The sequence below is a fragment of the Pseudomonas sp. GW821-FHT07B01 genome, from assembly GCF_059419065.1.
Genome location: NZ_JBWKRA010000005.1, coordinates 68018 through 87707, shown reverse-complemented (window position 1 = coordinate 87707; position 19690 = coordinate 68018). Strand labels below are relative to the sequence as shown.

Here is a 19690-nt window from a genome sequence, read left to right as displayed (position 1 = left end):
TTATAGGTCCAGCAGCCAACTATGCTGCGGGTCGTTATGGAAATGCCATGCACGCTTGGGGCCGGCCATCACGTTCAGGTAATAAGACTCGTAGCCATACGGCACACTGACCGGGTGATACCCCTTGGGCACCACCACCAGGTCGCTGTTTTCCACGGCCATGGCCTGGTCAATGCTGCGATCATCCGTGTACACACGCTGGAACACGAAGCCCTGAGGCGGATTGACCTGGTGGTAGTAGGTCTCTTCCAGAAAGCTCTGGTGCGGCAGGTCGTCGGTGTCGTGCTTGTGCGGCGGGTAGCTGGAGGAATGCCCCGACGGCGTGCGCACTTCCACCACTAGCAGCGAATGAGCCGGCTCGCTGTCGGGCAGGATGTCGCACACGTAACGGGTATTGGCGCCTTTGCCGCGCACACTGCGCTTGCACTGCTCGGGGCGGATCAAGCGCGGGGCAAAACCCGTAGCACCCGGCGCTGCGCAGACGGCAATCTGCACGTCGCTCAGGGCCGTGACTCGGGCGTCAGTGCCCGGCGGCAAATAGGCGGCGAACGGTGACTTGTCTTCGAACACCGACTGGCGATCCCCCAGGTTCTGCCAATTGAAGCCTTCGCCTTCAATATTCACCCGACCGCTGAGCAGCACCAGGCACAGTTCCTGATCGCCCGCACTGACCGGCAGGGTTTCGCCCAGGCTCAGGCGGTAGGCGGCAAAGCCCACGTACTCCAGGCGACCCGCCTCCAGGGCAACCATGGTTTGCCCGCGTTTGCTGCTTTTGACCAACAAGCTCATCACTCAAGTCCTCTGGTTGAGAAGCGCACGCAGGGTGTCGTAACCCTTCTTGGCGTAGATATAGCTGGGCGCCACGGCCGGGTCCTGCTCGGCTTCCACCACCAGCCAGCCCTTGTAGTTCGCCGCGAGCAACACATCCAGCAACGGTGCGAAGTCGATATCACCATCGCCGGGCACGGTAAAAGTGCCGTTGACGATGCAGTCCGGGAAGCTCCACATCTGGTTACGCGCCAGTTGCACCACGGGTTTGCGTACATCCTTGAAATGCACATGGCAGACGCGGTCGATATGCTTGCGCAGCACCTCGATGGGTTCGCCGCCGCCCATGTAGCAGTGGCCCGAATCGAGAAGCAAGCCGACTTCCGGGCCCGTGCGTTTCATCAACTGGTCGATGTCCTCGGGGGATTCGACGTACGCGCCCATATGGTGGTGATAGGCCAGGCGCACGCCCTGGGACAGGGTGAAACGCGCCAGCTCGGTAAGCTTGTCGGCGTAAGCCTGCCAGGCCTGTTCACTGTGAAAACGCGGGCGCTCGATCAGGCGGATGCGCGAGCCCTGGATCGAGTCAGCCACTTCGCCGTATACCAGTACCGAGGCGCCGTTGTGTTTGAGTAGTTCGACATGGGCGGCAATCGCCTCGATTTCTTCAGCCACCGAACGGTGGGCCAGACGGCTGGAGTACCAACCGGACACCAGCGCCAGGTCATAAGGACGCAGCACGTCAGCGACGCCCTTGGCATCCTTGGGGAATTTGCCGTTGAGTTCAAAACCTTCGTAGCCGATGTCCTTGCCTTCGCTCAGGGCCGTGCTCAGCGGGGTCTCACCGCCGAGGGCCGGGAGGTCGTCGTTGCTCCAGGAGATCGGGTTGATGCCAATTCGGATTGCGGGCATGGCTGCACCTTTTGTTTTTATCTTCAGAATTCACTGGGATCTGCTTTGTGTGGGAGCTGGCTTGCCTGCGATAGCAGTGTGTCAGGCAGTACATTTGCAACGGATAGATTGCTATCGCAGGCAAGCCAGCTCCCACATTTGATCGTATTTACTGTCGGGCGCTGAGCCAGGCATTGATGAGCTGTTCGAAGGTCGCCTGCACCTGCTGGATCAGCGTTTCATCATCAATCTCCCCCGCCATCCACGCCCGGCTCGGCTCGTGGAAGATCGTGCGGCCCACGGCAAACCCACGGCAGGTGCTGCTCTGGCTGGCTTGCTTGAAGCCATCGGCGAGAAACTCGGGGGAAGCATTCAGGCCCAGCAACACCACGCCACGGCAGTAGGGGTCGCGTTCCTGGATCAGTTCGTCGAGCTTTTTCCAGTCTTCGGCCGATTGGGTTTCGATCTTCCACCAGGCCGGGTAAATGCCAAGGTTGTACAGGCGTTTAAGGCTGCGGTAGAGCACGTCCGGGTAGGTGGACGGGTGATCCTTGGGTGGGATGACTTCCAGCAGCAGTTCGTGACCACTGACCAGCGACGCCTCGTACACCGCCTTGAGTTGCGCTTCCTGTTCCAGGCGCAGCATCGGCTCGTCATCGGGGTGAAACTGCACCAGGCACTTGATGATGTGTTCCTGGGGCCAGGCAATCAGGTTGCTGCCGATCGAACGCCCGTGCTCGAACGCCAGGGGCCGCGAGTTCTGCACTTCCACCGGGCGAGCGATCCACCAGCCGCGACCGCTGGCGGCGTTGAGTGCATCCTGGCCAAAGCGTTGGTCGGCTAGCAGGCCCACATCCGCCTCGACGCCCTGCTCGCTGAGTTTGCGCTCCACGCGTTCGATGGCCTGGATAAACAACTGCTTGATGTCGCTGATACGCTCAGGGGCCTGGCCGCCTTTTTGCGCCAACTCCACCAATTGCCAGCGGTGGTCGAAGGCAAAGACGAACAGTTGCTTCCAGACTTTGCGCGGCACCGTGACACGGTGCAGGCGTTGCAGGGTCACGTCCTGGTCCGGCCGGGTGATAGGCACGGGGCTGTTGAACAGGTAATCGAGTTCGGCGGGGGTCGGCATCGCTGGCGCACAGGCGTGGCGCGATACCACCAGGCCGCCACAGGCATTGGCCAACTGGCTGCAACGCTCATCGCTGGCGTCATTGATCCAGCCGCTGAGAAAGCCCGACATAAAAGCATCGCCTGCGCCCAGCACGTTGAGCACTTCAACCCGCACGCCAGGATAGATGGCCCCGTCTTCCAGGCGCGCCGGGATTGCGCCGTGGATCACCGTGCAGCCCTGGGGGCCGAGCTTGACCACCAGGGTGGCCGGGGTCAGTTCGCGCACGGTGCGCAGGGCCGTGAGCAGGTCTTCACTGCCGCCGGCAATCAGGAATTCCTCTTCGGTGCCGACGATCAGGTCGAAACGCGGCAGGATCTTCTGCACATGCTGGCTGACATTCTGGTCGGCGACGAAACGGGTTTCGCCATCGGCCTTGCCGGCCAGGCCCCACAACACGGGGCGGTAGTCGATGTCTAGCACGCGCTTGACGTTGTGCCTGGCCGCGTAATCCAGGGCCTGGAGGCTGGCCTTGTACACGCCGTCGGTGGAGAAATGCGTACCGGTGATCAACAACGCTTTGCTGGAGGCGATAAAGGCTTCGCTGATGTCTTCGGCGCGCAAGGCCATGTCGGCGCAGTTTTCGCGGTAGAACACCAGGGGGAAGGTTTCGCGGTCCTTGAGGCCCAGCAGGACCAGGGCGGTGAGGCGCTCAGGGTCGACCTTGATGCCACTGACATCACAGCCTTCGCGGGCCAGGGATTCCACCAGGAAACGGCCCATGTGGTCATCGCCGACCCGGCTCAGCATCGCCGACTTCAGCCCCAGCCTGGCGGTGCCGAAAGCGATGTTGGCGGAAGATCCGCCCAGATACTTGGCGAAGCTGGACACATCCTCAAGCCGCGCACCGACTTGCTGCGCATAGAGATCGACGCCCAGGCGCCCGAGGCAAATCAGATCCAATTGACGCCCACTGGCAAAACGAGTCTGGCCCATGCTGGCTCCTGTTATTTTTATCAGCCTGCGTTGTGCCGCCGTGGCGACGGCAAACGCTCTTGGTGGGAGCAGACTAGAACGTCCGGTGGCAGCAATCAATATTTATTCCATAATTATTTTTAGTGGAATATTTTTTCCAATACCTCAGGATAGCGGCACGCCAGCGCCCATGCATCGTTTCAGCAGGCCACGCGGGCCGTGATGCCGGGGTATTTTTTTGCGCCTACCCTGTAGACTTGCGCCACCTATCAGCGCATCAGACGAACACGCCAGAAGGATTGCCCATGTCCCGCACCGATCCCGAGACCACCCTGGAAGAAACTGTCGCCAGCCCTCCGATCAATGCCGAACGCCTGTTGCAGCTGATCACCGACGAATACGAGAGCCTGCCGCGCCAGCTCAAGCGCATCGCCAGCTACATGAGCCAGCAGAGCGACCGGATCATGGTCGACCGCATCAGCGACATCGCCCGGGAATGCGAAGTGCACCCCTCGGCCATCGTGCGGTTCTCCCAGCGTTTCGGCTTTAGTGGGTTCAGTGAGATGCAGGCGCTGTTTCGTGAGGCGTATACCCACAAGACCACGCCGGTACAGAACTACCAGCAGCGCATCCGCAGCATGATCGCCAACAAGTCCCAGAAGGCCAGCGGCGGCGACCTGGCGCGCGAGTGCGTCAACGCCACCCTCTCGGGCATCGAACGCTTGGGGCTGGAGCTGGACGACACGGCCTTCGAGAAAGCCGTGGACCTGGTGGTCAATGCCGACAACATCTACGTGGTCGGCGTGCGCCGCTCCTTTGCGGTGGCCGACTACCTGGTCTACAACCTGCAGCACACAAACAAGCGCATCCACCTGATCTCGGGGCTAGGCGGCAGTTATCGCGAGCAGATGCGCAGCGTGCGCGCCAATGACCTGGTGATAGCCATCAGCTTCACGCCCTACGGCAAAGAGACCCAGCACTGCCTGCGCATCGCGCAGCATCACCAGGCCAAGACCCTGATCATCACCGACAGCAACCTGTCGCCCCTGGCCAAGCGCGCGAATGCGGTGCTGTTGGTCAATGAAGGCTCCTCGTTTGCTTTCCGCTCGCTGAGCGCCACGCTGTGCCTGTGCCAGGCGTTGTTCATTGCGGTGGCGTATCGGTTGGAATTGAAGGTGGATGAGATTCATGAGCAGGTTGGGTTCGACGACTGACGGGGCCTGCCCTACCCCTGCCCCTGTAGGGGCGAGCTTGCTCGCGAAAAACGCAAGAACGCCGCGGCCATTTTGAATGAACGCGGCGCCTAGCAGTTCTTCGCGAGCAAGCTCGCTCCTACAATTAGTGCATGAAAATCGCGATCAGGATGATCACCGGAATCGGCACGCCGAGGAACCACAGCAGTAATGAGCGCATCATGTTCTCCTTGAATTAACGAACGTAGTTTTCGGTTTCGACGTACACCACGGCATCCCGGCGGCGACCGCCAAAGGTAGCGGCGAAGCTGGCGAAGAACGCACCGATGAGCAAGGCCACGAAGGTCCACAGGGATGTGTAGGCCGCCACTTTCGCTGCGGTTTCAGCAGCTTGCTTGGCTTTGAGCTTGGCGTCTTCGACGGCTTTGCGCGCATCGCCATACACCTTGTCGATACGGGCTTCGGCATCGGCCTGGCTCAGGTTGGTGCGCTGGCTGATCAGTTGGGCCAGGTAGGCGCGATCTTCCGCTGCCAGTTGGCCGTCGTTGCTCAACGTACGCGTCAGGATACGACCGACCACGGCGTGGGCTGCATCATCGCTGACCGCCGCTGGGCGATCATCGCGGAACAGGCTGTCGACGTAATAACCGAAGTCACCACTGTCGGCACCTTTTGCCGCGCTGCCGGCAGCTTGGGTGAGGCCGCTGGCGGCGCCCGATGCCACGCTGGCGCCAGCTTTCACGCCGCCGCTGACCACACTGCTGACCGAGCCGACCACCAGCATCGCCGTGATCAATGTGGCCACTGCCCACGCCAGGAAGCCATGGGCGGTGTCGCGAAAGTACACCTCGTCGCCGTGCATATTGGCCCACTTCACCCGTAACCGACCGGCGATGTAACCGCCCAGGCCCGACGCAACGATCTGGGTGAACGCCAGCCAGACAATTGTGGAAATGCCAAGGCCCTTGGCGCTGATACCGCTGTCAGCCCAAGGCGACACCGCCGAAAAGCCCAGGCCGAAGCCCAGCAATACCAAGATCAATGACAATGCAGCCGCCGCAGCGGCACCGGCGAAAATCGCCCCCCAGGAAACCCCGGAGAGCGTGCTTGACTCTTGCAGCGTGGATGAGGATGTGATCATTGTTGTTTTGCTCCAGGCACGAAAAATGATGTTACAAGTCTCAAAACGGACAGTGCAGGCAGCGTGCCAGCGGCGATTGAAATTAAATTCCTTTAATTTCAATGATTTATTTAAATTGAACTTAGCCAGATCATGCAGGTTGCAATAAACGGCGATATTAGGCGGGCGTAATGCACTCCCCTGTGAGAGCTGGCTTGCCTGCGATAGCGGCATGGCAGCCAACGAATATGCCAGCAGGTAAGCCGCCATCGCAGGCAAGCCAGCTCCCACAGTGTGATGTCGGCTTGAAGAAGATGAAGTTTTATTTAGGAAACATTCAGCAACTTCTTGGCAAAATGTCGCCACTTCTAGTGTGAACGCTCACCAGGTAATCCTATGACCCGCATTTTGACCATCGAGGATGACGCCGTAACGGCCCGCGAGATTGTCGCCGAGCTGAGTAGCCATGGACTGGACGTAGATTGGGTGGACAACGGCCGCGAGGGCCTGGTCCGTGCCGTAAGTGGTGATTACGACCTGATCACCCTCGACCGCATGCTGCCTGAGCTGGATGGCCTGGCCATCGTCACCACGTTGCGCACCATTGGGGTGTCTACGCCGATCCTGATGATCAGCGCCCTCTCCGATGTCGACGAGCGCGTGCGCGGCCTGCGTGCCGGCGGCGATGACTACCTGACCAAGCCTTTCGCCTCGGATGAAATGGCCGCCCGTGTCGAGGTGCTGCTGCGGCGTAAAAGTACGGTCCAGGAATTCGAAACCGCCCTGCGCGTGGCCGACCTGGAACTGAACCTGATCAGCCGCGAAGCCAGCCGGGCCGACCAGCCTCTGACCCTGCTGCCCACTGAATACAAACTGCTTGAATTCCTGATGCGCAACACCGGGCAGATCCTGTCGCGGATGATGATTTTCGAGGAAGTCTGGGGTTATCACTTCGACCCCGGCACCAACCTGATCGACGTGCACATCGGCCGTCTGCGCAAGAAAATCGACCCACCGGGCCTCACGCCGCTGATCCGCACGGTACGAGGCTCGGGATATGTCATTGCTGAACCCCTCTAAAGGCTGGCGCTCTTCCAGCAGCCGTTTGCTGGCGCTGTACAGTTCGTTGTTCGTGGCGTGGAGTTGCATCCTCATGGGGGTGCTGTACTACGAGGTCTCAGGCTACCTCAGCGACTTGTCGCGCCATTCCCTGTTGCAGCGCCAGCATCTTTTCCAGCGTTTCGACGGCGAAGAACTGGTGGAAGCGCTGACCACCAGCATGACCTTCGACATGAAGGGCGTTGACGCCTACGGCCTGTTCGATGAGCAATTTCGCCCCTTGAGCGGGCCGATCCGTGCCCTGCCACCCGACCTGCCGCTGGATGGCAAGATCTACGCCCTGACCAATTGCGTGCAATCCGATGACCCCAAACTGCCCAAGGACAGCTGCGATGCCGTGGCCACCCACACCGAAGACGGCCGCTGGCTGGTGTTGGTGCGCGCCAACGGCTCGTTGTTCGGGGTAACGCGGATTATCTGGCACGCCCTGCTGTGGGCGCTGTCCTTGACCATCATTCCTGGCGCTGCCGGCTGGCACCTGCTGCGCCGTCGCCCGTTGCGGCGTATTCGCGGGATCCAGGCCAGCGCCGAGGCCATCGTCGCCGGCGACCTCACGCACCGGTTGCCGCTGTCCAACCGGCGCGACGAGCTGGACATGCTTGCCGCCATCGTCAATGCCATGCTCGACCGCATCGAAAAACTGATGAACGAGGTCAAGGGCGTGTGCGACAACATCGCCCACGACCTGCGCACCCCGCTCACCCGCTTGCGCGCCCAGCTTTACCGCATCAAGCAACAAGCCGAGGAAGACTCGGCCCACGCGGTAAAGCTCGATGACGCCATCGCCGAAACCGACACGCTGATGGCGCGTTTTCGCGGGCTGCTGCGCATCTCGGAACTGGAAGACCACCAGCGTCGCTCTGGCTTCCTGGTGCTGGACCCGCTGCCGTTGCTGCGCGAACTGCATGATTTCTACCTGCCCCTGGCCGAAGAAGGCGAACTTGAGCTGGTGTTACAAGCGCCTGATTCACTGCCGTGGATTACCGGTGACCGTGCGCTGCTATTCGAAGCCCTGGCCAACCTGCTGAGTAACTCGATCAAGTTCACCCCGCCCAAGGGCAAGGTGATCCTGCGAGCAGTCAACGACCTGGGCAGTACGCGCATCGAAGTGCTCGACTCCGGGCCAGGCATTCCGGCTGCCGAGCGCGCGTCGGTGTTCCAGCGTTTCTATCGGGTCGATGAGAGTGATCAGCAAGGCGGCTTTGGGCTGGGCCTGTCGATTGTGGCGGCGATCATCAACTTGCATGGGTTCAAGCTGGAGGTCGGCACCAGTGAGTTGGGCGGCGCCCGCCTGGTGCTGGAATGCCGCCAGCAACTGATGCCGGAATAAGCGTGCCCTAGAGCACGCTGCCCATGGCCTTGATCAACACCGGGTCACGCGCATAAATATCCGGCGCGTACACCAACTCGCCCTGACGATCCACTTCTACCGTCCAATACCCCAACAGCACCGGTACCGGCGTGGCCAGCCTGAATTCATGGGTTTCGCCGGTCGCCAACAGCTCATCGGTGCGGGTGCGTTCGGCCGGCGTTACCAGCAGGTCACGCAATAACAACGGTTGCTCGACCCGCACGCATCCCGAACTGAACGCCCGTGGGCCCTTGGTGAACAAGGGCTGGCTGGGGGTGTCATGCAGGTACACCGAATACGGATTGGGAAAGCGCATCACAATCTTGCCCAGCGGGTTACGCGGGCCGGCCTGCTGGCGCAGCAGGATATTGCCGGGGCGTGCCCAGTCGACCTGGTCGGGGGTCAATGGGTGACCTTCGGCGTCGAGCACTTGCAGGTTTTGCTGACGCAGGTATTCAGGGTTGAGGCGGATGGCGGGCAGCTTGTCCTCGCGCATGATGGTGGGCGGGATGGTCCAGGTGGGGTTGAGGGTCAGCCGGGTGATGCGCGACTTGAGCAATGGCGTCTGGCGTTCGGCCCGGCCCACTTGAAGGCGGGTTTGCCACACCGGGATGCCGCTCTGATACACGCTCAGTTGCGCAGCGGCCACATTGACCACGACGCCTTCAGGCTCCAGGTCCTGGGCCAGCCAGCGGAAGCGCTCCAGGTTGATGCGCAGCTGTTCACGACGCACCGCCGGGCTGATATTGAGTTCGGCCACGGTGCCGGCGCCGATCACACCGTCGGCCTGCAACGAGTGGCTGAGCTGGAAGGCTTTCACCGCCTTGACCAGTTCGCCCTGGTATTGCTTGCCGTTGCCGCTGGGCAACTGGGCCAGGTAGCCACCGCTGTGCAGGCGCCGCGCCAATTCCGGCACTCGGGCGTCATTCATGCCCGGGCGCAACAACGCGCCCTCGGCGACCGGGTCCCAGTGGGGCAGCGGTTGCTGGCGCACGCTGGCGTAGGCATTGCGCAGGCTGCGGTACAAATCGGCGCTGGGCCGCGCCTGATCGAAGGCTTGGGCCATGTCTTGCAGGCCGGTGGCGGCGAACGCCAGTACCTCGGCATTAGGATCGCCACTGGGCGGCTGTGAATGCCATAGAGGCTCAAAGCGCGATTGCTGTAGACGCCCGTAATGCAAATCCTGCAGGGCTTGCAGGTACTGCTGGCTGTTGGCGATATCGCTGCACAGCACGTTGGCCGTGGCATCCGCCGCGGGCAAGCTATAGTGGGTGGGGTCCAGGCCATCGTCGGCAAGCATCAGCAACTGGCTGTGCAAGGCTTGCCGGCGTTCATCAGCCGACCATAGCGGCGCATCGCCCTGCTGCTGGTAAAAGGCTTGCAGGCGCACCAACGCGGCGGCATCTATGCGCGGCGCAAGGTGCGGGCAGACACTGGTCAACTGCGCCAACGCCTGTTGCAGTGGCGCCAGCGCGACCGGTGCAGGGGTGGTGACGGGTAATGGCTCCACCGGCAGCGTTTCGGCTGTAGCGACCAATGGTGCAACGAGCAGGCAAATGCTCAAGTAACATGCGTGTTTTTTGAACAATTGACTTAGCTCCACTCCACAGCGGGGACTCGACTGTAGATGCTGACTTTTATACGCCTGCTCAGGCTAACCAGCCTGGGCTTGATCACTGGGTGCCTGGCTTTATTGAGCAATGTTGCGCTCGCCGCCAATGACACCTCTCCTTCCCTGTATAGCAGCCTGGCGCGCTCGGCTCCAGAACTCAATCCCACCGTACTGAAAAGCGCCCTGAGCGCCGTGCAGTGCGCGGTCAATAACGGCGAGGAACGTTCCGATCGCCTAGCGGTTATTGACTACTCACAGCCCTCGACCGCCCGTCGCCTGTGGATCTTCGACCTGCGCAAAAAGACCCTGGTATTGCGCGACCTGGTGGCCCACGGCGCCAAGTCCGGGGAAAACTTCGCTACCCAGTTCTCCAACCTCGAGGGCAGCCACCAGTCGAGCCTGGGGTTGTTCCGCACCCAGGAAAGCTACCTGGGCACCCATGGCTACTCGCTGCGCATGGACGGTCTGGAACCCGGTTTCAATGACCAGGCCCGCGACCGCGCCATCGTGATTCATGCCGCCGACTACGTCAGCCCCTTGTGGAGCAAGCGCGAAGGCCGCATCGGCCGCAGCCAGGGTTGCCCGGCCGTGCGCCCGCAAGTTGCCCGTCAAGTGGTGGACAAGCTCAAGGACGGGCAGTTCATGTTTTCGTGGTACCCCGACCAGCGCTGGCTGAAGTCGTCGACCTACCTCAATTGCAAACCCCAACAGGTGGCGAGTAGTCGTACAATCCGTGGCGGATAGCCTGTCCCCATAGATAAAAGAGAGCGTCGCATGCTTCTACACACCTCCACCTGGATCGAAATCGGGCAGTTCCTGGAACGCAGCCGCACGGTGGTGATTCCCATCGGTTCCAACGAGCAACATGGCCCCACCGGCCTGCTGGGCACTGACTGGATGTGCCCGGAGATCATCGCCCACCACGCCCAGAAGCACGCCGACATCCTGGTCGGCCCGACCTTCAATATCGGCATGGCTCAACACCACCTGGGCTTTCCCGGCACCATCTCCCTGCGCCCTTCCACCTTTATCGCCGCAATTGGCGACTGGGTGCGCTCGTTGGCCGGGCATGGTTTCGAAAAGATCCTGTTCCTGAACGGCCACGGCGGCAACATCGCCACGATTGAAGCGGCGTTCTCCGAGCTGTACGCCGAAGCCAGCTTCGCCCGCCGCCCGGCCGGGTTCGCGCTGAAGCTGGTGAACTGGTGGGACCTGGAAGGCGTCACTGACCTGGCCCAGCGTCAATTCCCGGTCGGGCATGGCAGCCACGCCACGCCGTCGGAAATTGCCGTGACGCAGTGGGCGTATCCGGACGCGATCAAGTCTGCCGAGTACTCACCACAAATTGCCAACACCGGCCCGATCCGCGAGGCCCTGGACTTCCGTGCGCGCTTCCCTGACGGCCGCATGGGCTCGGACCCAGCGTTGGCTACTGTGGAGAAAGGCGGTGAGTTGGTGGCGTTGGCGGCGCAGGGATTGGTCAAGACTGTCGACAGCTTCAGCAACGAAGCCAAACCCTGATCCAAATGGGCCAATACTCTGTAGGAGCGAGCTTGCTCGCTCCTACAGAGTGGATTTGCGTTGTGCCCGGGTTTATTTGCAATCCTGGGCGGCCTGCTCGAGCCTAGATGGCTTGATCGCCGAAGCCAACGGCTTGCGCTCATACAGGAACACTTTGGTGCCGTCCTGGGACTTGTAGGCCTCCAGCACATCATCGGCGGCAATCTTGCTGGTCAACAGCACCTTGGCGTGGCGCGAGTTCTGGGTGACGGTCGAGGTGATGCCGTGCTTTTCCAGCTTGGGCAACACGCATTGCACATAGCCGTCGGGGGTCTTGTTGGTTTGCAGGGTCAGTGATGGGGCATTTGGCGCCGTGATACAGCCGGTCAGCAATAACGAAGCACAAGCCAGGGCCGGGGCGAAGAAAGAGCGCATAAACATTCCTGAAAATAACCAAATAGGGTTCACAACCATTCGCGGGTCAACCTGCGCGAACCAGGGCCTTGAGCGACGCATCGAACTGCTTCAGCGCATCTTGCTGTACATCGCGTTGTTGCTCGATCAGTGCAGCAATCTCCGGCGCCGCCTTGTCGTGCACCCACACTGACGGCACGTGCTTGTCCACCGAGCCTTCGGCCTTGGCGATAAACTGCAGGTTCGCGTCATAGAAGCGTGCGACAAAGCGTGCTTCGACCCGGTCATTACGCTGGGTCAGCAATTGGTTATGGGTATCGAGCACCACCACCACATCCGGGTGCGCCTGCACCAGGGCATCCAGGCTGCTATAGACCGTCACCGAGAGAAAAGTGCCCTGCAACGAGTGCATCAACCAGTCGATCGCCAGTTCCGGGTCGGAGCTGTTGACGAACGCCTCGCGAATCCGCCCATCCAGGGCATCCTTGGCGCCGTTCAACGCCATGGCGTGGTAGCGTTCAAGGTAGCTGAGGTTGTCGCGGGTGTTTTCACTGAACAATACCCCCACCGACTGGGCACGCTGCAGGGAGTCTACGCTACCCACCAGTGGCAGCAAATGGCCTGTACGCACTTCATCGGCCATCGCCGGGGTGGTCATGACCGCGGTGCCCAGCATCAGGGCCATCAAAGCCAACTGGATAATCGTCCTCATCGCGCATTTTCCTTGGGCTGCGTCTCGATGTGCAGATTCTGCGCGTTTGGCGAAAAAACAGAACTTGTGATCCTTGATGGTGACTATCATTTGAACCGATAGTGTCAGGCCGCCCATAAAATCTATAAGGACCCCGCCATGAAGCCCTACCAGAAAATCTTCGATCGTATCCGCGAGGCAGTCCTGCCAGAGTTTCGCGAGCGAGTCGCCGACTACCTGGTCGAGTACGAAACCGTGCTGCTGGACTCACACGCCGACGCCGCAAAAGGCAGCGCCAGCGCCGAGCAACTGCGCGGCTACTTGCGTGGTTTGAACACCATGCGCGTGTTGGGCATGGCCGATTGGGAAGACCTCGACCGGCGCGTTGCCCAGCAGGCAGAGCTAGAGCGCGGGCCGTCGCAGCTCGACCCACTCGCGCACTGACGGCCGCTGCCACTGGCGTTGCGCGTAGGCCACCAGCTGCGCTGGCATGGCGTCACCGTTGAGGATCAGACGATTGAGCATCACCGCCAGGTCCACATCGGCAATCGACCACTGGCCGCACAGGTACTCGCGGTTATCCGCCAGCAAGGCTTGCGCCGCGCTGATCAACTTGGTCGCGGCGGCTTGAGCCTCTGCTGACAACGGCGGCCTCTTCTGCCCGCAGAACACCACCAGCGTCGAGCGCTCCTGGCGAATCGGCAGCAGGTCGCTGCGCAACCACGCTTGAACCTGTCGCGCCCTCGCCCGCTGCTGCACATCCGCCGGGTACACGCGGGTCTCGGGGTAGGCCTGGTCCAGGTACTCGGTGATGGCCGAAGACTCAGACAATGCAAAATCACCGTCTACCAAGGTCGGCACTCGCTGGGTCAGGGAGCGTTGGGCGTAATCTGCCGCCTGGGTTTGCCCGGCATCGAGGTCTAGGGTGAGGGTCTCGAACGCCAGGCCTTTTTCGCGCAAGGCGACAAACACCGACATGGCATAGGGGCTGGTGAACAGCGAATCAACGTAGAGGTGCAGCGGGCCTTGGCTCATAGGCAATCTCCTGGGGTGAGGCATCACGCTACGAGATCCGGGCCGATAAAGACAATGCAGGGTTTTTATGGGGGCATTCCTGGCAGGAATAGCGCGGCTAGTGGCAATATTATGGCTCCCGCTGATTTTCAAGGAAGGAACAGCACATGAAACAAGCAGTTGTGGTTATCCACGGCATCGGCGAGCAGCGCCCAATGGACACCTTGCGCGGCTTTGTCGAAGCGATGATCCCTACGGACACCCCCGATGGCAAACCTCTGTACTGGAGCAAGCCGGATCGGCTGTCGCGCAACTTCGACCTGCGCGTACTGAAGGCCTCGGGCCGTACCTCGACGGATTTCTATGAGTACTACTGGGCCCACAAGATGCAGGGCACCAAGTTCGGCCATCTGCTGGGCTGGCTGTGGGACATCTTCAAGCGCCCGCGTCGCGACATTCCCGAGGCCATCGTGCCGATCTGGCGCAGCACGCGCTGGACGGTGCTGGTGTTATTGCTGCTGGTTGCCAGCGGTACATTGGCCACGGCCTGGGGCCAATTGCCCCCCAGCGACAACCCCTTCGCGCTGATCCCCCTGCTGCTCGCGGCCATGGGACTGGCGCTGCGCTATTCGGCGCTGGCCTACCTGGGAGACGCCGCACGCTACCTCAGCCCCAACCCGCAAAACGTGATGGTGCGCGAGCAGATCCGTGCTGATGGTGTCGACCTGCTGCGCGCTCTGCACAATCAGGGTGACTACGAGCGCATCATCGTCGTGGGCCACAGTTTGGGCAGCGTGATTGCCTACGACATCGTCGGCTACCTCTGGCATGAGTACCACGACAAACTGACCCAACTGACCCCCAGCAACCGTGAGCTGGCAGCCCGTTATGCCAACCGCGAACCGCTGCAACCGGTGGTCAAGGAGGCCCTGCCCGCAGCCGGCGCCTTGCTGGACGGCAGCCTGGGTAGCCTGTTGAATTTTCGTCAGCAACAGACCGAAGCTTTTGCCGAACAGCGCGGCCTGGGCAACCCCTGGCGCATCACTGACCTGGTCACGGTCGGCAGCCCGATGGCCCACGCCAGCCTGTTGCTAGGCCGCAGCGTCAGTGACTTCAAACAGCGCATGGAACGCCGCGAAGCCCCGGCCTGCCCGCCTACCGAAGACACCCAAGGCTACGGCTACAACGCCCGCCAACCGCTGATGCTCGGCCAAAAGCCCTTCACCCCGCACTACCTGCACCACGCCGCAGCCTTTGCCGTCACGCGCTGGACCAACCTGTACTTCCCTGCCCCCTTCGGCCTGTTCGGCGACATCGTCGGCGGCCCGGTCAAGCCCGTGATGGGCGGCGGCGTGCTGGACTTGCCGGTGACCGTGGGCAACGGCAAAGGCTGGCTGGCCAAGTCCTGGCTCAGCCACACTCACTATTGGAGCGAACGCGGCGGTGCCCAGGGTTACCTCGATGCACTGGGCAAGGATGAACAGGCAATCACCCAAGGCCCGCGGCCTTCAGCCACTGAAGCGTTGCGTTGGGCGATTGACCTCAAGGGCGTGCGGCGGTTTCGCCGTGTCGCCACCCAGCAGAGCCTGGCGCCAGAACACGCCTAACCGGCGAAGCCACCGGCCTTGAGGAAGGCGAGTTCTTCATCGGTGCTCGCCCTGCCCAACACCCCATTACGATGGGGAAACCGCCCGAACCGCTCGATGATGTCGGCATGCTCCTTGGCCCAGTGGTAGGTGCTGGCATCCAACTGCTGGTTCAGGGCCAGGGAGCGTTGCTGGTCCTGCGGGTCTTCCGAATGTTCAAAAGGCAAATAGCAGAACGCGCGCAACTGAGGTTCAACCTGTTGATCCAATCCCGCGTCCACCATCTTTCGCGCATAAAACCGCGCCAGCGGGTCGGTGGCGAACATATGCGCCGTGCCGCGAAAGGCGTTGCGCGGGTACTGATCCAGCAGGATCAATAACGCCAGCGCCCCGTGCGCCGTGGTCAACCAACCTTCGAGTTCACGCCGTGCAGCCTGCATATGAGCCGCGTTGAATCTATCGCGAAAGTCCCTATCGAACCCCTCGTCCTTGGCGAACCAACGCTTGGGCCCCGCCTGTTTCCAGAACGCGATTACGGCTTCGGCAGAGTGTGGGGTCATGCTTGTCATCAGCGCCTCGCTTAATGTTATAGAATAACGTCAATATTTTGCTTGCGTGTGATCCTTAACTTATGACTGACGCTATGACTTTACGCAAACGCCTGCTGTCCATCGACGCCCTGCGCGGCCTGGTGATCCTGTTCATGTTGCTGGACCACGTGCGTGAAACCTTCCTGCTGCACCGCCAGGTCAGCGACCCCATGAGCATAGACAGCACCGAGCCTGCGTTGTTTTTCAGCCGCACCCTGGCTCACTTGTGTGCGCCGGTGTTTGTGCTGCTCACCGGATTGTCGGCTTGGCTGTACGGTCAGAAATATCAGGGTCGTCGAGACGTGTCGGCATTCTTGTTCAAGCGCGGGCTGTTCCTGGTGGTGCTGGAATTCACCCTGGTCAACTTCGCATGGACCTTCCAACTGCCGCCCAGCGTGATCTACATGCAAGTGATCTGGGCCATCGGCATCAGCATGATCGCCCTCGCCGCGTTGGTCTGGCTACCGCGTGCCTGGCTGATCGGCTTGGCGCTGGTGATTATCGCCGGGCACAACCTGCTCGATGGGCTGCACTTCGCAGCGGGTTCGATGTTGCATGTGCCGTGGACGATCCTGCATGAACGCAACTGGATTGAAGTCTCTGAAAACCTGCGCCTGCGCACCACCTACCCGGTGCTGCCATGGATCGGTGTGATTGCCCTGGGTTACGGCCTCGGGCCATGGTTTGCCAATGCCACGCTGCCGGCTATGCGTCAGCGTTATTTACTGGTCGCAGGGGTGGGCGCGCTGGTGGGCTTTGGGTTGTTGCGAGCGCTCAACGGCTATGGCGAGCAGCCTTGGCAGGCGTATGACAGCAGCGTGCTGACGCTGATGAGCTTTTTCAATATCACCAAGTACCCGCCTTCGCTGTTGTTCCTGGCGTTGACCCTGGGGATTGGCTTGCTGTTGCTGTTGGCGTTTGAACGCGCCGGGCATAAGCGCTGGATCGGCGTGCTGGCGGTGTTCGGCGCGGCGCCGATGTTCTTTTATCTGTTACACCTCTATGTATTGAAAATGCTCTATGTGGCCTGCGTTGCGCTGTTTGGCCTCAACCATGGCACTTACTTTGGCTTCGACGATATCGGTGCGGTGTGGTTGGCAGCGCTGCTGTTGCCGATTGCCCTGTACTTGCCCGTGCGTTGGTTCGCCGGCCTGAAAGCACGGCGGCGGGACCTGGCGTGGCTCAAATACTTCTGACCTGAGGCAGGCAAATTGTGCGGGGCGGTGTGTCAGCTACTAAATATTCAACTGAACCACCGCTTTCGCAGGCAAGCCAGCTCCCACACTGGTTACGCATCGCCCACATAATCAGCGCCTGCCACAGATCCCCTGCGGGAGCGGGCTTGCTCGCGAAGGCGGTGTGTCAGCCACTGCTGCTGTGACTGAAAGACCGCATTCGCGAGCAAGCCCGCTCCCACAGTTTTAACCGCGCCAGGCTCAGGAGTCAGGCCAGTTCAGCACGCAGTTGTCGGGCCGCGGTGACCATATGAATGAGCGCCGCCTCGGTCTCCGGCCAGCCCCGCGTCTTCAAGCCGCAATCGGGGTTCACCCATAAGCGCTCTGCCGGAATCCGCTTGGCGGCCTTGCGCAGCAAGTTGGCCATTTCCGAGGCATCCGGCACCCGCGGCGAGTGAATGTCGTAGACCCCCGGGCCGATCTCATTCGGGTAGGCGAAGGCTTCGAACGCGTCGAGCAGCTCCATGTCCGAGCGGGAGGTTTCGATGGTGATCACGTCGGCATCCATGGCGGCGATGGACTCGATCACATCGTTGAACTCGCTGTAGCACATGTGGGTGTGGATCTGGGTTTCATCGCCCACGCCACTCGCACACAAACGAAACACTTCAGTCGCCCAGTCGAGGTAGGGTTGCCACTGCGCCTGGCGCAACGGCAAGCCCTCACGAAAAGCCGCTTCGTCGATCTGCACGATCTTGATGCCGGCGGCTTCCAGGTCCACCACTTCGTCACGAATCGCCAGGGCCAATTGCCGGGCCTGCACTTCGCGGCTCAGGTCTTCCCGTGGGAACGACCACATCAACATGGTCACCGGGCCTGTGAGCATGCCCTTCATCACCTTGTCGGTAAGACCTTGGGCATAGCGAATCCACTCCACGGTCATGGCGTTCGGGCGGCTCAGGTCGCCGACAATCACTGCGGGTTTCACGCAACGCGAACCGTAACTCTGCACCCAACCGAACCGGGTAAACACGTAGCCATCCAGTTGTTCGGCGAAGTATTCGACCATGTCGTTACGCTCGGCTTCACCGTGCACCAACACGTCCAGGCCGAGGTTTTCCTGCACCTCGACAGCGTGCTTGATCTCACTGTGCATGGCTTCGACGTATTCGGCGTGGCTCAACTTGCCCGCCCTGTACGACTGACGCGCCAGACGGATCGACGCGGTCTGTGGGAACGAGCCGATGGTGGTGGTCGGGAACAGCGGCAAGTTAAGGCCGGCCCGTTGCTTTTCGATGCGCTGGGCAAACGGCGACTGGCGCTGGCTGTCCCGTGCAGTGATGGCCGCTACACGAGCTTGAACGGCAGGCTTGTGAATGCGTGGCGATGCAGCACGAGCTGCCTGCACCGCGCGGCTCGCAGCCAGGGCGGTGAGGACGCCAGGGGCTTGGGGCTGATCAACAGCCTTGGCCAGTAGCGCCACTTCCGCGCACTTCTGCACGGCGAAGGCCAGCCAGCTTTTCAGTTCGGCATCCAACTGATCTTCCCGCTCCAGGTCCACCGGGCTGTGCAGCAGCGAGCAGGACGGCGCGACCCACAGGCGATCGCCCAACTTCTCATGGGCATGCTGCAAGGTGGCCAGGGTTTTTTCCAGGTCGCAACGCCAGACGTTTCGGCCGTTGACCACGCCCAGGGACAGCACCTTGTACGCTGGCAGGCGGTCGAGGATGGTCGGGTACTGGTCCGGCGCACGCACCAGGTCGATATGCAGGCCATCCACCGGCAGGTTGGCAGCCAGGCCAAGGTTTTCTTCCAGGCCGCCGAAGTAAGTGGCGACCAATTTTTTCAGCGGGTCGCGCTGGATCAGGTTATAGGCGCGCTCGAAAGCGTTCTTCCAGTCCTGGGGCAGATCGAGCGCCAGGATCGGCTCGTCGATCTGCACCCATTCCACGCCCAATTCGGCCAGGCGCTGGAATATCTGGCCATACAGCGGCAGCAGGCGCTCGAGCAGGTCGAGCTTGTCGAAGTCAGCGCCCTTGGCCTTGCCCAGCCACAAATAGGTCAGCGGGCCGATCACCACGGGCTTGACGCTGTGCCCCAGGTCGAGGGCTTCCTGGACCTCTTCGAAGAGTTGATCCCACGCCAGGTGGAATTGCTGATCGACGCTGAACTCCGGCACCAGGTAGTGATAGTTGGTGTCGAACCACTTGGTCATCTCCTGGGCATGGGCACCGCCGCAGCAGCTGTCGCTGACGCCACGGGCCATGGCGAACAAGGTATGCAACGTGGCCTGGCCATCGACCGGGCGGAACCGCTCAGGGACCACACCGAACATCAACGAATGGGTCAGCACCTGGTCGTACCAGGCGAAATCACCGACCGGCAACAGTTCGATACCGGCTTGCTGTTGCAGCGCCCAGTGGGTGCTTCGCAAGTCACGGCCAACGGCGCGCAGGCCGGCTTCGTCGAGCTCACCCTTCCAGAACGCTTCCTGCGCTTTTTTCAGTTCACGATCGCGTCCAATGCGTGGAAACCCGAGGGAATGAGCGACTGCCATGACTTACAACTCCGATGGTCTAA

Annotated in this window: 18 protein-coding genes; 8 read left to right on the top strand and 10 right to left on the bottom strand. The window is 61.3% G+C overall.

Annotation, left to right across the window (positions count from 1 at the left end; all coding sequences use genetic code 11):
• The 3 genes from iolB to AC07S6_RS07700 form a co-directional block, all read right to left on the bottom strand.
• Positions 1–789 (bottom strand): 5-deoxy-glucuronate isomerase, encoded by a 789-nt coding sequence (gene iolB, locus AC07S6_RS07710; protein ID WP_019817190.1) that lies wholly within the window; start codon positions 787–789, stop codon positions 1–3.
• A gap of 3 nt (positions 790–792) precedes the next feature.
• The gene (gene iolE, locus AC07S6_RS07705) at positions 793–1680 is read right to left on the bottom strand and encodes a myo-inosose-2 dehydratase (protein WP_495112011.1); all 888 of its coding nucleotides are present in this window, start codon (positions 1678–1680) and stop codon (positions 793–795) included.
• A gap of 148 nt (positions 1681–1828) precedes the next feature.
• Positions 1829–3766 carry a bifunctional 5-dehydro-2-deoxygluconokinase/5-dehydro-2-deoxyphosphogluconate aldolase gene (locus tag AC07S6_RS07700; RefSeq protein ID WP_197883303.1) on the bottom strand — a complete coding sequence of 646 codons (1938 nt, stop codon included), beginning with the start codon at positions 3764–3766 and terminating at the stop codon, positions 1829–1831.
• Between the two features lie 284 nt (positions 3767–4050).
• Between AC07S6_RS07700 and AC07S6_RS07695 the strand changes: the two genes are divergently transcribed.
• Positions 4051–4959 carry a MurR/RpiR family transcriptional regulator gene (locus AC07S6_RS07695; protein WP_043050572.1) on the top strand — a complete coding sequence of 303 codons (909 nt, stop codon included), beginning with the start codon at positions 4051–4053 and terminating at the stop codon, positions 4957–4959.
• Positions 4960–5173: 214 nt separating this feature from the next.
• Here the strand turns inward: AC07S6_RS07695 and AC07S6_RS07690 are convergent, their stop codons facing one another.
• Positions 5174–6079 carry a hypothetical protein gene (locus AC07S6_RS07690; protein ID WP_014718774.1) on the bottom strand — a complete coding sequence of 302 codons (906 nt, stop codon included), beginning with the start codon at positions 6077–6079 and terminating at the stop codon, positions 5174–5176.
• Between the two features lie 375 nt (positions 6080–6454).
• Here AC07S6_RS07690 and AC07S6_RS07685 point away from each other — a divergent pair, with 375 nt between their 5' ends.
• Entirely contained in the window at positions 6455–7138 is a 684-nt protein-coding gene (locus AC07S6_RS07685) for a response regulator transcription factor (protein WP_003191687.1), read from the top strand.
• Entirely contained in the window at positions 7116–8507 is a 1392-nt protein-coding gene (locus AC07S6_RS07680; RefSeq protein ID WP_495112010.1) for a sensor histidine kinase, read from the top strand. The genes AC07S6_RS07685 and AC07S6_RS07680 overlap by 23 nt, the downstream gene beginning before the upstream one ends.
• 7 nt (positions 8508–8514) lie before the next feature.
• On the opposite strand, the gene AC07S6_RS07675 is transcribed toward AC07S6_RS07680, so the two are convergent.
• A complete protein-coding gene (locus tag AC07S6_RS07675) occupies positions 8515–10116 on the bottom strand; it encodes a L,D-transpeptidase family protein (RefSeq protein WP_197901366.1) in 1602 nt (533 codons plus the stop codon).
• 39 nt (positions 10117–10155) lie between these two features.
• On the opposite strand from AC07S6_RS07675, the gene AC07S6_RS07670 reads away from it, so the two are divergent.
• Both AC07S6_RS07670 and AC07S6_RS07665 read left to right on the top strand, forming a co-directional pair.
• Positions 10156–10884: a murein L,D-transpeptidase catalytic domain family protein gene (locus tag AC07S6_RS07670; protein WP_495112009.1), complete on the top strand. Its 729-nt coding sequence runs from the start codon at positions 10156–10158 to the stop codon at positions 10882–10884.
• Positions 10885–10914: 30 nt separating this feature from the next.
• Positions 10915–11661 (top strand): creatininase family protein, encoded by a 747-nt coding sequence (locus tag AC07S6_RS07665; RefSeq protein ID WP_014718778.1) that lies wholly within the window; start codon positions 10915–10917, stop codon positions 11659–11661.
• A 72-nt stretch (positions 11662–11733) separates the two neighbouring features.
• On the opposite strand, the gene AC07S6_RS07660 is transcribed toward AC07S6_RS07665, so the two are convergent.
• Entirely contained in the window at positions 11734–12075 is a 342-nt protein-coding gene (locus tag AC07S6_RS07660; protein ID WP_034135746.1) for a hypothetical protein, read from the bottom strand.
• 46 nt (positions 12076–12121) lie between these two features.
• On the bottom strand, positions 12122–12766 hold the full coding sequence (locus tag AC07S6_RS07655) for an ATPase (RefSeq protein ID WP_105226663.1): 645 nt from the start codon (positions 12764–12766) through the stop codon (positions 12122–12124).
• 138 nt (positions 12767–12904) lie between these two features.
• Here AC07S6_RS07655 and AC07S6_RS07650 point away from each other — a divergent pair, with 138 nt between their 5' ends.
• Positions 12905–13189, top strand: a complete 285-nt coding sequence (locus AC07S6_RS07650; RefSeq protein WP_034125707.1) for a hypothetical protein — start codon at positions 12905–12907, stop codon at positions 13187–13189.
• Here AC07S6_RS07650 and yfcF read toward each other — a convergent pair.
• Positions 13148–13780 carry a glutathione transferase gene (gene yfcF / locus AC07S6_RS07645; protein ID WP_058410523.1) on the bottom strand — a complete coding sequence of 211 codons (633 nt, stop codon included), beginning with the start codon at positions 13778–13780 and terminating at the stop codon, positions 13148–13150. The genes AC07S6_RS07650 and yfcF overlap by 42 nt on opposite strands.
• 146 nt (positions 13781–13926) lie before the next feature.
• On the opposite strand from yfcF, the gene AC07S6_RS07640 reads away from it, so the two are divergent.
• Entirely contained in the window at positions 13927–15366 is a 1440-nt protein-coding gene (locus AC07S6_RS07640) for an alpha/beta hydrolase family protein (RefSeq protein ID WP_495112008.1), read from the top strand.
• On the opposite strand, the gene AC07S6_RS07635 is transcribed toward AC07S6_RS07640, so the two are convergent.
• On the bottom strand, positions 15363–15905 hold the full coding sequence (locus AC07S6_RS07635; protein ID WP_490613889.1) for a DUF924 family protein: 543 nt from the start codon (positions 15903–15905) through the stop codon (positions 15363–15365). The two genes, AC07S6_RS07640 and AC07S6_RS07635, sit on opposite strands and share 4 nt — an antisense overlap.
• A gap of 71 nt (positions 15906–15976) precedes the next feature.
• On the opposite strand from AC07S6_RS07635, the gene AC07S6_RS07630 reads away from it, so the two are divergent.
• Positions 15977–17131: an acetyltransferase domain-containing protein gene (locus tag AC07S6_RS07630; protein ID WP_495112007.1), complete on the top strand. Its 1155-nt coding sequence runs from the start codon at positions 15977–15979 to the stop codon at positions 17129–17131.
• Between the two features lie 247 nt (positions 17132–17378).
• Here the strand turns inward: AC07S6_RS07630 and metE are convergent, their stop codons facing one another.
• Positions 17379–19667 (bottom strand): 5-methyltetrahydropteroyltriglutamate--homocysteine S-methyltransferase, encoded by a 2289-nt coding sequence (metE, locus tag AC07S6_RS07625; RefSeq protein ID WP_495112006.1) that lies wholly within the window; start codon positions 19665–19667, stop codon positions 17379–17381.
• Between the last annotated feature and the right edge of the window lie 23 nt (positions 19668–19690).